Consider the following 12,567-nt stretch of genomic DNA (forward strand, 5'->3'; position numbering starts at 1 on the left):
TTAGCATTAAATTATTGAAACACACTATCATTGATATTTTTAATGTTCGTTATTAAGATACTATTTTTTATCTTTTTCAGAATTTATAGTAACCCAAAGAATAAAAAATAAAAAAATAGCTGAACCTATAAAATAGAAAACACTCATAGTAAAATCATCTTCCTTAAATTATTTTTATTTTATTAAATACTATCTAATTGAACTATAAAGAATCTTTAATCACTGTTTTGTTACTTTGAATTTTTTTCTCTAACTGATTAGCTTCTTCTTTCGCTAATTTAGAATAATACTTATTCGAAAAGAACATTTGAACGATTAAAAATGCAGCATTAATTGTCCAATACAATCCCAAGGCGGAAGCTGATGTGATTGATATATACATGATAAATATTGGAGAGATGATTGCCATCATGTAACCCATCGAACGTTGTTCTTTTGGCATGTTTTCAAGATTTATTAGTGGTTGGATGATGTATAGAATACCAGCGATTATAGTAATCCAAATATCAGGCTGTGTTAAATTAAACCAAAGAAAATTGGCATGCTCGGTTAAACCACCACTTGAGGGCCATTTTAGTGAAACATATAGCCCAAATAAGACGGGCATTTGTATAAGTAAAGGTAGGCATCCAAGCATCGTTTTCATAGGATTCATGCCATAAGCTTTATATTTTTGCATCATTTCTTGATTTGCAGTCATTTTGTCTTCTTGAGTGTTGGCATTTTTAATTTTTTCTTGTATTTTAGTCATTTCTGGTTTTACGATATCCATCTTCTTACGCATGAAATGTCCATTTTTAGATTGAGCTAACATAAATGGCAACATGATGAGTCTAACAATCAGTACGATTGTAATGATTGATAAACCATAGTTATTATCAAATATTGAACCTAACCAATGTAAAAGATTATCCATAGGTACTGCAAATGTACTATAGAAAAAACCATCTTTATTTTCTGATTTTGAATAATCACAACCGGATAAAGTGATTAATGATGTTAATAGTAATAGCATTATCTTTTTCTTATGTATCAATTAGATTCATCCTTTTTGTTATAAATTCTAAGCAAATCTTTCTTTATATATTTAAAATTTTCTAAAGTATTAAAGTGCTCGTTTTCCGAAACTAGTGAATACATAACACTCAAAGTATTTTCGTAATTAGCTGGTAATCGTTCTCCTAGGGGTAGTGTATCTAACCATTCATCAATTTCATTAAAGAAATCATCTTTTTGATATACAAAATCACTGACTAAATAATCAAAGCATTTGCAGTAATTTTTTAAATAATCAATAGCACGACTATCAGACTTCTCGACGTAATATAAGGCGAATTGATAATAACAATTAATACTTAGATGTGGGTATAAGTAATCCACGTTAAAAGCTTGATTTAAATGGTAAAGTTTCAATTCTAACGATTCTATAGAAACAGAATGTAAGTCACGTGAAAGCATCAAAGCAAAATCATGCATGAAAATCATTAAAGATTGATACATATCCGTTTGGATTACATTTTTAGCTTTTGAAATATTATCTTTTTGCAAATAAGCTATGGCTAATGTCGCATTTTCTCCGATTTTCAAATCAAAATCTGGTGTGTTTTCTATAACAGAAGAGTAATCACCTTCAAACATATATAGCAATGTTTTGTATCCTTGTGCATGTTTTTTTAAATGAATTGAGTCTGAATTATCCTCTGTAGTCTTAATAATTTCATGTGTTAGTGAGGCTGTTTCCTTTAGTTGCAATTCATTTTCGCAATATAAAATATTGTTTAATAAAATGCCTAATAACGAATTTAGAAATTTAAATTCATTACAATGCGTAATATAATATTCTCTCACAGTAGCTAAATATTCAGGATAACTTGTGTGATTAATCATTTTAGATAGTGATATAGATATTTTTTTAATTTCTTCATCAGTCATTGTAGTACTATAATCGAGCAAATCATCAACTGAAATATTAAATACTTTTGCTAATTTAGGAAGCATTGTAATATCAGGATAAAGTGATGCGTTTTCCCATTTGGAAATAGTTGTTTTCGTCGTATTAAGATATTCAGCTAATGCTTCTTGGGTCATTCCTCGTCTTAATCGTTCTTTTTTAATTGTCTTTGCTATTTGGATCATTAATAACACCTCTTGTATTTAATGATACTAGAAAATCCATAGAAGGTATATTTCCCATATAACAACTTACAGAAATAAAGTTTCTATATAAGAAACTTTATGATGCTAAAAACCCCTTCTCTTTTAATAGAGAAGGAGATAAACTTTTAACAAAATATCTCATATATTATGATTATCAAAGTATATTTTAAAATCATGGTGTGTATCAATAATGATCTAATATAATAATAATAATTTAATAGATCAAAGTTAATTTAAACCTAGTATATCTGTATTGTCAGAAGTGTAACCAAGCAAGCGTAACATTGCTACAATTTGTTCCTTATGATGAAATTCATGTGTAATTGAATGAATAAATAATTGTTGTGGTGTTTTTCTCACTAGTCCACTATTCATTTTCCATGAAAGTTCTTTTTCAATCGTTTCATCTATTTTTCCGGTGAATTGCTCAAGAACTCTATCAACATATAAATCAGCTTGATTAAAATAGTGCTGTATATCTTCTATATCCATAGTTTCAATGACTTCTTTGGTGATTAATGGTGAAGAGACTTCGGAAAGCACAAAAGATCCGAGCCAAGCATGGTAACATCCTGCAACATGCACTAAAGAATCTCTGATGCTCTAAAAACCAAATTCAAATACTTTTGTAAGCTCATCTTCTTGTAAGTCTCTACATTGGTCTAGCAATATCTGACGCGTTTGCTTTACCCATTCATATTCATTATGATTCATAGTAATCTCCTACTTAAATAATAATCTAAAATTTTTATCGCATCGTTATAAATCCATTATGAGAGTCACCTCTAGATAGTCCATCTGATTAAAGTGGATGCGTAAGCTAAACCACCGCCGAACCCAACTAATAGAATTAAATCGCCTTTTTTTAATTTATTCTCTTTAACTGCTAAGTCTATAGATAGAGGAATCGTGGCAGACGAAGTATTGCCATAGTATTTAAGGCTCATTAACGCTTTATCTTTTTCTATACCAGCTTTATCACAAATTGATTCTATCATTCTAGCATTAGCACTATGTGGGGCAAACCAATCTAAATCATCTTTATTGAGATCTGCTTTATTTAGAGTCTCATCAATAATTTTTGGGACATTACCAACTGCCCATTTATAAACACCGCGACCATTTTGAACAATATAACCTGGATTTTCTAAATCCTCATCAAACATTGCATCAGACAATTCTGAGCAATATAAGTTATGTCCTTTATCACCATCTGATCCAGCACTACTTGCTATAAAACTTGTTTCTTCTTCACTATATTCTACTAAAAAAGCACCAGCCCCATCACCAAATAATATACACGTATTACGATCCGTGTAGTCAGTAATTTTTGATAATGTTTCTGACCCGATAACCAATACTTTTTTATTTTGTCCAGAAGTAATGAGTCCATTTGCTATATTAAGCCCATATGCAAATCCAGCACATGCAGCGTTAATATCTAGTGCGCCTGCATTCTTCAAACCTAGTTTAGCTTGCACGTAAGATGCGACACTTGGCGTTTTATAATCTGGCGTTAATGTTGCATTTACAATCATATCTACATCTTTTAAATCCACTTGATATTTCTCTTGTAGATCAAGAATTGCTTTATAGCTGATGTCACTTGTATACTCATCTTCATTTGTAATTCTTCTTTCTACAATGCCAGTTCTTTGTTGTATCCATTCATCTGAAGTCTCTACAATTTTTTCAAAATCTTGATTATTCATAACTTTTTCTGGTACATATGAACCTTGTGCAGTTATTTTGGCAAGTGAACGCATCTAAACAAACCCTTCCATTTAATTTTTATTTAATTATAATATTTTATATTATTAATACTACTATTTTTGTTTATAAAATTAAATACTTTTTCCATTCATTTATTGATTATCTACATTTAAAAAGGACTATTTATCATAAAAAAACACTTCTTTATAAAAGAAGTGTTTAAACGTTTCAAAATTAAAATGCGTCTCAATTATTATCAATTTCTGTGCACTTTTTGTTAAAAATATAATCTATTAATTTTCTAATAATCCATGCTTCATTATTTTTTTGCGTATGGATTTATCAGTCACGCGAATAATAGTTACAGCTTGCAACAAACTGAAAGAAGAAGTTTGGTTTGCAGCTTCAAATATTTCATTAATTTGTTCCTCAGGTATCGCTTTATTTTCAAAATTTCTTATCGAACTATGATTTTTTAATAAGTTTATTGTTTCATTCATGATAATACTCCTCTTCTCATTTATATAATAAAGAACGCATCAGTGTGGTTTAAAATCTTGCATTAAATCATCAATAACTTCTTTTACACTTCGGATAGATTTGATAGGACTGATACCCGTACCCACAGAAACATAACCATTTTCTGTATCTCCTTCAACCATACCAAGTCTCATATTTCTTCCAGCACCCATATGTTGTCCAAGTTCTTCATTGGTTGCGCCTTCTTTATCCATGACTTCTAATTCTTTTGCTAATTTACCTGGTAGCGAACGATAATAAGCTGGAAGTGTTCTGAAAAGAATTAAATCTTCAGCTTTTGAATCAACAATGTACTGTTTTACATTTTCAGCAGCTGGGTTTTCATAAGTAGGTATAAGGACACTACCCACATATACCCCTTCAGCACCTAAGCTAAAGGAAGCTCTAACACCTCTCACATCACCAATGCCTCCAGCAGCAATAACTGGAATATTAATTACATCTGCTATCATCGGTACAATGGAAAAAGTGCCAATCACACGTTCTGGTACTGTTCCTCCCTCGTCAAATCCAGTTGCTACAAATACATCTGCACCCATTGCTTCAGCAGCTTTCGCATTTTCAGTTGTTGGCGTAATTGGTCGGAATATAATTTTCATATTATTATCTTTTAACTTAGTAAAAATTTCTTCATCTAATAGTCCATTGATCAATACAACTGGTACCTTTTCTTCAATAAGCATATCAACAATATACGCAACGTAAGTAAGATCTTCACTTACCATAATTGTTGAGGCAAAAGGTTTATTTGTGAGTTGCTTAATTTTTTTAATTTCTTTTCTCATACGCTCCGTCGTTTCAACTGGCGAACGTGTCACTCTAGCATCACCAGCATTAGGTCCCATTATTCCTAAGCCACCTGCTTCACTTACAGAGGCAATAAATTTAGGGGTTGTTAATGAATTCAAAGGTCCTTGAATAATCGGTTTTTCTATATTAAATATTTCAGTCACTCTGTTTTTCATTATGTTACTCCTTTTCAATAAATATCATATGTAGTATATTAATATGAATAGAACCATTATTGAAGTAGGCAATAAATAATGACATAGTATTAAAAATCGTACTATTGTGATATGGAGGGATTTATATGGTTAAAATATGTAATTATGGTTTTGATGAAAATGTTATAGAAGAACATCGAGATGTATATGGTATCGCTTATACCCAGAATATTTTATCAGGTCGTTATAAAAATTTAATTATATGGTATTTAAAAGAAAGTGATTATAGATTTGGAGAGATAAAGAAATTTTTAACAAGTATTTCTCAAGGTTCCTTAACGAAACAACTTAAAGAATTAGAAAATGATGGTCTTATTAATAGAACCGTTTATGCAGAAGTCCCGCCTAAAGTTGTGTATAGTTTAACAAACAAAGGTAAAGCTCTCATGCCAATTATAGATATGATGGAAGCCTATGGTAGAGAATACGGAGACATTTAACCCCGCCTAATAAAGGTGTCCCCTCTCAATTTTATATTAAGAGGGGTTGTGTCAAAAAAGAACTTTTTTTAAACTTTTCTATTTTAATATTGTGTTATTTAAAACATCTCTCAATGCTTCTACCATCTCATATTTTTTCTTTGTTGTGAATGAAACGTGGTTCCCTGGTACAGTAACATAAGGTTTATCTAGCTTTTCAGCAAGTACCCGAGCTGTTCTCGCATAATAAGCATCTTTACTGTCTGCGCCAGCCATAAATACGAGGGGCAAATTGTCTTTTTTTATTTTTTCTAAATCTGGTGTTTCACTCGAAATATGGGCATATTCGTGTGCAAAAAAATATTCAAGCGAGTTTGCAATCATCCCATCTTTATCATCAATTACATCGTTTTCGCTTCCTGCAGGATTAAAACCAACAAGTGAGTTACTGAATTCTTTCATTGCAGCAAAAGGTCCCTTTTCTTTATAAGTGTTATAAACGAAATCAACATATTCATCCCACTTCTCAGCATCTGGTAAAACTTTCATAATCGCTGGTTCATGTAAAAACTCACCAGCAATAACCTCCGGATAATCTTCAATGAGTTTCAAACCAATAGCGGCCCCACCACTGTTCGCAAATAACAATACTTTTTCAATTTTCATAGCACGAACGATAGCAAGGGCATCTCTAGCCTCTTGTGACACATCAAGATCTGCATTAAAATCTCCAGTACTTCTAGAATTGCATCTTCTATCGTAACGTACAATTTCATCTAAAAATCCACAAAAATAAATAGCACCCTAAAACAATGTTTGGGTGCTCTACTTTAAGTGATTCATTCAATATTTGCCCTACTTAGCGGGAATAAAGCAAAGACACTTTGGTTGAATAAATCTCAGAATATTAATTTAATGCATTTCATATGTTTTAACTTTTTATTTTTGCTAAAATTTAGTCAATAGCGTTAAGGAGGAATGAAATATATGTTCATAGCACAAGCCAATTTTACAGCTTCTTTAGAAGATAGAGCGATTTTGGACAACAAAGTAAGCCATGCTAAAGATGATTTTTCAGGATATGATGGTTTAATAGACGTAGAAATTTGGAAAAACGAAACAAAATCTAAAATTTCATACTCTATCTTATCGAAATGGAATGAAAAAAAGGATTTCCAAGCATGGGTGTCACGTCCAGCACATGTTGAAGAACATAAAAATATGCGCAAGGAAGCAAAAGAAAATACTAAACCTACAAGTATTGAAAAACAAATAAAACAATTTGAGTTAATAGATATATAAAATATAATCAATAATTATCATAAGAGACACAGTTTCTGACTGTGTCGGCATTTTTTGCACGTTTTTCTTAGGACCAGATTCTGTAGTATTAGTATAGTGCTTTATTAACTGTTCAGAAATAAATATGAAGTGCTTTCTATATCCGTATTAATTTCTAGTAATCACTTACTACGTATAGTAGAAACTATCTTATATTTAATTTTCATTATTTAAAAAGTATATTTATCCCCATCGTTTGGTACTTTAAGTTGTGAAGAAAATTGTTTTTCTTTTGCGAATTGCTTTAAATACTCTCTTGAAAGGTTCCAATGATTTACAGCTTCCATATGAACAACGATGATCTCAGATGATGGCATTAATTTAGCAACTTCATAAATATCATTTTCATCCATAACCAACGAACCGCCTTCATTAAATTGGTTATCTCCACTATTAACAACTATGATTTCAGGGTTAAAAGTTCTTAAAGTTTTTTCAACTTCTTCATACCAAACTGTATCCCCAGCAATGTATAATGATTTTTCATTATCATGTTGAAATATCAAACCACACACTTTACCTGCAATTTTCACTATATCACCACGACCGTGTTGACCTGATGTTTTAATCACTTGAATATCTCCGATTTGATTTGTATCTTCTAAAGCTTCAACATCTGTGAACCCAACATTTTTTACTTCTTCAGCGTCTTCACTGTTCTGTGTGTAAATTTTAATATCTATAGGTAATGATTTTTGAGACGCTTCATCGAAATGATCTAAATGTAAATGGGTCAAAATGACTGCATCTACACCTGTAATGATTTCATTTATTGACATAGGTAATTCAACTAAAGGATTATTTTGATTATCTCTAGGTGCATTTGGAAATGGTGGGAATGATCCTTTTTCTCCCAACATTGGATCTATTAGAAATTTTTTATCTGCGTATTCAACAATAAGTGTCGCATTTCTTACATGAGTTATATTCATTACAATTCCTCCTTTATGTGATACTTTTATTCTAATGGTATAAGTATCAACAATACATAACTTAGTGAAAGAGTTTTATCGTATTTAATTGATATTTGAAAAAGGAGTAACTAATATGACTATAGACAATACTGATAAGATGATTATTAATGAGCTACAACAAAATGCAAAAATCACAATGAAAGACTTGGGTAAAAAGTGAATTTAACTGGTCAAGCTGTAAATACAAGAGTCTCTAAATTAGAAAGTGATGGTGTTATTCAGAACTACACAATTCAAGTAAACCAAGAAAGTTTAGATTGTGCTATCCACGCTTTTATAAATATTTACATGAATAAAATATCACACCTACCCTTTTTAGAATTTGTCGATACAAAAAGTAGCTATATCCTACACAATTATAAAATAATAGGCGACGGATGTTATTTATTAGAATGTCGATTCCCTAATAATAAGCATTTGAATACATTTTTAGAAGACCTAAATGTTTTCGCTAACTATAATATTTCTACTGTTCTATAAGTTATACAAATATTTAAGTTTTATTTTTTTATTCTCAATAATTATAAGTAGACATGTTAAGAAGAGACTGCTTTTTTCTATTATGTTCCCTTCAAAGTAGACACTTAAAAAGTGAAATCTTTGGAGGGGCTTTTTTGTGTCTCGTAAACTTTAAGTTAAAAAATCATTAGCAAAAAGGAAGTTCTATTTTTATAGAAATCACTTAATCATTTAATATATCATTAAGCTTTTCAGAGAATATTGGTGTATACAAATATCGGTAACCCTTTTGTGTTGGATGGGCATCATCTGCCATCATCGTTTTATCATCTTTAGCTAGTTTGTTTATTATTTTGTCTCCCCATACATCAATAATATGGATATCCCATTTATTTTTTATTTCTAATAGTTTGTTAATCAAAAATTCATAATAAGGGTCTTTATCACGTATACAAGTATAAAATACAATAGGACAATCCCAATTTTCTTTAATATATGAAATAATAAATTCGATGGCACCTATGATTGTTTCCGTATCAAAATCATTAATACTATAAGAGTCACTAATTGATCCTATAGGCTTGTTGAATCTTGCGTCATTTGTAGATAACTGACATACAAAGGCATCTAATTTGTTATCTGCAGAAACATTGCTTTTTAATCTTTCTACATAACTTGATTTTTGTTTACCAGCTAGTGTTGTACCTGATTGAGCTTCTTTAATTGTATCCACACCATATTCTTTATTTAAAAATGCTACAAATGAATTACCTTTAGCTGCAGCACCATAAGTAATTGAAGAACCTAAAAACAATATTCTTTTATTATTCAAATTACTGTTTTTATCTAAATAACTTTCATTTGGTCCAAATTCATCTTTGTTACCTTTAATTATATTCGGTGTATTTTTGATTAAAGAGATTAATGTGCCTGTCGTCTGCAAAATTGTTCTGAGTTTATTCATCTATATGCCTGCTATTTTTCCTGCTATTGTTCTTGAATTTCCTTTTTTATTACTTTGTCGTTAATTTCTGCTGAATGCACTAGCTACTTTCTTCGTAGAAAAAAACACCTCCGCATAAATTCATTTTAAGATGAATTCAGCGAAAGTGTCTTTGTTTTACTGCCACTCATTGGAGTCCGTTTACATCACCAAATAATATACACTTATACCGGTCTCAGTAGTCAGTAATTTCCGACCCTGTTTCTGCACCAATAACTCATACTTTTTATTTTGTACAAAAATAATAAATCCATTCGCTATATTAAGACCATATGTATATCCTACACAAGTAGCGTTAATATCAAGCACTCTTGCATTTTTTATCTAGTTTAGCTTATACATATGAACCCTGTGCAGTTATTTTGGCAATTTACTTTATTAATAAATACCCATGATAGCATCTTTGACTTTTTCTTTGTAAAAGTTTTTAATTTTTAAATTTTCGTCCTCTGTGAAAGATTTAGTATCTAATGCCTCTAAATTTTGTTTCACTTGTGTCACATTTCTAAACCCTGGATTAATACAAGATATTTCTTTAGCATCTAAAATCCATCTTAATGCTGCATTTGCCATGGAAGGACGACCTTCTTTAATCCATGTTAGTTGATCAGATAATTCGACCCCTTTTTGAAAACCTAGTCCAGAAAATGTTTCACCTACATTAAAAGCTTCGCCATTTTCATTAAATTTACGATGATCGTCTTCAGCAAATTGAGTTTTCGTTGTAAATTTTCCTGTCAACAATCCACTTGCAAGTGGCACTCTTGTAATGATGCCTACACCTTGTTGGTACGCTTTAGGAATTAATTCCTCTAATGGTTTTTGGCGGAACATATTAAAAATAACCTGCAAGCTTGCTACATTAGGATATTCTAAACATATTAAACCTTCTTCAACTGACTCAACACTCACCCCATAATGTCTTATGAGACCTTCTTCTTTTAATTGGTCTAATACGTCAAAGACACTACCCTCTTTTAAAATTTCAGTAGCAGGGCAATGGATTTGAAACAAATCAATTGTATCTCTGTTTAATCGACGAAGACTATCTTCACAGTATGACTTTACCGTTTCATAACTATAATTTTGTGGGTCAGCAATATCCCCTTGTCGACAGAATTTTGTTGCAATATAAATTTCATCTTCTTTGCCAGCAGTCGCCTTAGCTAATAATTCTTCACTATGACCATCTCCATAAACATCAGCTGTATCAAAGAAATTCACGCCTTGATCAATTGCATATTCTAAAGCACTTAATGCATCTTCATCATTTGTTTCACCCCATGCACCACCTATTGCCCATGTACCAAAACTAACTTCACTGATCATCATACCTGTATTACCTAACTCGCGATATTTCATAAAATTTTCCTCCCCTTAAAATAAAAAAATAGTTCACCATCTCTATTTATATGCTTAATTTCATTTTTGTATAATTCTATGTTTTACACATGTTCTTTACCCTTTATTAGTAAAAGTAATAAGCATTAACTATTATTTTATATCTTTGTATAAATTAAAGTTATATTGTATTTTTTAAAGTATGATACATTAAATTTTGAAAAACAGACAATATAATTTGAATTACTAGATATATAAAATACAAAAGGCGCTTCTTTTAAAAGAAGCGCCTTTTGGTTATTTATTAATATCTTGGTACAACGACTCTCCAACCTTGTGGGTCTTCAAGTTTACCACTTTGGATACCAGTGTAGTTGTTATATAAATCTTGCGTGATTTTACCAGTTTCATTGTTATTAATTACAATTTCAGTTTCGCCATATTTCAATTGGCCTACTGGAGAAATGACTGCTGCAGTACCTGTACCGAATACTTCAGTTAACTCACCTTTATTATGTGATTCAATCAATTCATCAATCGATACACGACGTTCTTCTACTTCATAGCCTAAATTGCCAGCTAATTCAATGACTGTTTTACGTGTAATACCAGGTAAAATACTACCGTTTAATTCTGGTGTTACAAGTTTGCCATTCTCTACGAAGAAGATGTTCATACTACCTACTTCTTCTACATATTTTTGCTCTACACCATCTAACCAAAGTACTTGGTCATAACCTTGTGCAGAAGCATTTGTTTGTGCTAATAAACTTGCCGCATAGTTACCTGCGACTTTAGCGTGACCTACGCCACCACGAACGGCACGTACATATTCATCTTCTACGTAAATCTTAGTTGGGCTTAATGACTCGCCACCATAATAAGAGCCTGATGGTGATAAAATGATAAGTAATTTATAAGAGTATGAAGGACGTACGCCTAATATACCTTCAGTCGCGAAAACGTATGGTCGTATGTAAAGTGATTGACCTTCACCCTCTGGTACCCAGTCACGTTCGATATCTACTAATTGTTTTAGACCTTCTAATACAACTTCTTCATCAACTTTCGGCATATCTAAACGAGATAAAGAGTTATTAATACGTTTAAAGTTCTCAGATGGACGGAACAAATCAACTTCGCCATCATGTTTATATGCTTTTAAGCCTTCAAATACAGCTTGCCCATAATGAAGTGCTTGAGCTGCTGGAGAAAGTTCAATTGGACCATAAGGCACAATCTTTAAATCATGCCATCCTTGATCAATATCGTAGTCGAAACTTAACATATAATCTGTAAAATATTTCCCAAAACCTAAACCACTTGGATCCGGTTTTTCTTTAAGTGTTTCTCGTTGTACAAATTCAATTTTTTCTGACATGATTTTTCCTCCTAATGTTATTTCCTTGAGTATTACTTTAAATTATACCAATCCACAGGGCACTGTTCAATAATTTTCAAATAATTTAAAATATACTAAAAATGCACACTACTTACTTTCAAAAGTATTTTGTGATTAATAATATCCCAATATGTCTATAAAGCACTCGTATATCAACAATACCTATGCAAATATTGATGAATAATTTTTGTTTTAAAAAATGGCAGAGATTTGG

At 31.2% G+C, this 12,567-nt stretch carries 13 protein-coding genes and 1 pseudogene; 3 read left to right on the plus strand and 11 right to left on the minus strand.

Going from position 1 to position 12,567, the window contains the following annotated elements:
• Positions 1-202 precede the first annotated feature (202 nt).
• The 6 genes from yidC to PYW44_RS11380 all read right to left on the minus strand — a co-directional run bounded on the left by yidC (position 203) and on the right by PYW44_RS11380 (position 5,375).
• Positions 203-1,033: a membrane protein insertase YidC gene (gene yidC / locus PYW44_RS11355; RefSeq protein ID WP_081359085.1), complete on the minus strand. Its 831-nt coding sequence runs from the start codon at positions 1,031-1,033 to the stop codon at positions 203-205.
• Entirely contained in the window at positions 1,033-2,136 is a 1,104-nt protein-coding gene (locus PYW44_RS11360; RefSeq protein WP_071665193.1) for a helix-turn-helix domain-containing protein, read from the minus strand. The genes yidC and PYW44_RS11360 overlap by 1 nt, the downstream gene beginning before the upstream one ends.
• Positions 2,137-2,385: 249 nt before the next feature.
• Entirely contained in the window at positions 2,386-2,757 is a 372-nt protein-coding gene (locus PYW44_RS11365) for a DinB family protein (protein ID WP_256092446.1), read from the minus strand.
• Between the two features lie 185 nt (positions 2,758-2,942).
• A complete protein-coding gene (locus tag PYW44_RS11370; protein ID WP_069828401.1) occupies positions 2,943-3,923 on the minus strand; it encodes a ketoacyl-ACP synthase III in 981 nt (326 codons plus the stop codon).
• A 240-nt stretch (positions 3,924-4,163) separates the two neighbouring features.
• Positions 4,164-4,370, minus strand: coding sequence for a nitroreductase family protein (locus tag PYW44_RS11375; protein WP_069828361.1), 207 nt, complete (start codon positions 4,368-4,370; stop codon positions 4,164-4,166).
• A 39-nt stretch (positions 4,371-4,409) separates the two neighbouring features.
• Positions 4,410-5,375, minus strand: coding sequence for an NAD(P)H-dependent flavin oxidoreductase (locus PYW44_RS11380; protein WP_069813542.1), 966 nt, complete (start codon positions 5,373-5,375; stop codon positions 4,410-4,412).
• 125 nt (positions 5,376-5,500) lie between these two features.
• On the opposite strand from PYW44_RS11380, the gene PYW44_RS11385 reads away from it, so the two are divergent.
• Positions 5,501-5,854 carry a winged helix-turn-helix transcriptional regulator gene (locus tag PYW44_RS11385; RefSeq protein ID WP_056935298.1) on the plus strand — a complete coding sequence of 118 codons (354 nt, stop codon included), beginning with the start codon at positions 5,501-5,503 and terminating at the stop codon, positions 5,852-5,854.
• A gap of 78 nt (positions 5,855-5,932) precedes the next feature.
• On the opposite strand, the gene PYW44_RS11390 is transcribed toward PYW44_RS11385, so the two are convergent.
• Positions 5,933-6,541 (minus strand): alpha/beta fold hydrolase, encoded by a 609-nt coding sequence (locus PYW44_RS11390; RefSeq protein ID WP_236593598.1) that lies wholly within the window; start codon positions 6,539-6,541, stop codon positions 5,933-5,935.
• 279 nt (positions 6,542-6,820) lie between these two features.
• Between PYW44_RS11390 and PYW44_RS11395 the strand changes: the two genes are divergently transcribed.
• Positions 6,821-7,135 carry an antibiotic biosynthesis monooxygenase family protein gene (locus PYW44_RS11395; RefSeq protein ID WP_115076063.1) on the plus strand — a complete coding sequence of 105 codons (315 nt, stop codon included), beginning with the start codon at positions 6,821-6,823 and terminating at the stop codon, positions 7,133-7,135.
• Positions 7,136-7,344: 209 nt separating this feature from the next.
• On the opposite strand, the gene PYW44_RS11400 is transcribed toward PYW44_RS11395, so the two are convergent.
• A complete protein-coding gene (locus tag PYW44_RS11400; protein WP_115076064.1) occupies positions 7,345-8,106 on the minus strand; it encodes an MBL fold metallo-hydrolase in 762 nt (253 codons plus the stop codon).
• 115 nt (positions 8,107-8,221) lie between these two features.
• Here PYW44_RS11400 and PYW44_RS11405 point away from each other — a divergent pair.
• Positions 8,222-8,628: pseudogene (locus PYW44_RS11405) on the plus strand (Lrp/AsnC family transcriptional regulator).
• 202 nt (positions 8,629-8,830) lie between these two features.
• Here PYW44_RS11405 and PYW44_RS11410 read toward each other — a convergent pair.
• From PYW44_RS11410 to PYW44_RS11425, 3 genes are all read right to left on the minus strand, one after another.
• Entirely contained in the window at positions 8,831-9,571 is a 741-nt protein-coding gene (locus PYW44_RS11410) for an SGNH/GDSL hydrolase family protein (RefSeq protein WP_069813548.1), read from the minus strand.
• 417 nt (positions 9,572-9,988) lie between these two features.
• Positions 9,989-10,972 carry an aldo/keto reductase gene (locus tag PYW44_RS11420; protein WP_069828364.1) on the minus strand — a complete coding sequence of 328 codons (984 nt, stop codon included), beginning with the start codon at positions 10,970-10,972 and terminating at the stop codon, positions 9,989-9,991.
• A 283-nt stretch (positions 10,973-11,255) separates the two neighbouring features.
• Positions 11,256-12,332, minus strand: a complete 1,077-nt coding sequence (locus tag PYW44_RS11425) for a branched-chain amino acid aminotransferase (RefSeq protein WP_046465042.1) — start codon at positions 12,330-12,332, stop codon at positions 11,256-11,258.
• Between the last annotated feature and the right edge of the window lie 235 nt (positions 12,333-12,567).

Origin of the sequence: Staphylococcus equorum (assembly GCF_029024965.1) — a bacterium.
GTDB lineage: Bacteria > Bacillota > Bacilli > Staphylococcales > Staphylococcaceae > Staphylococcus > Staphylococcus equorum.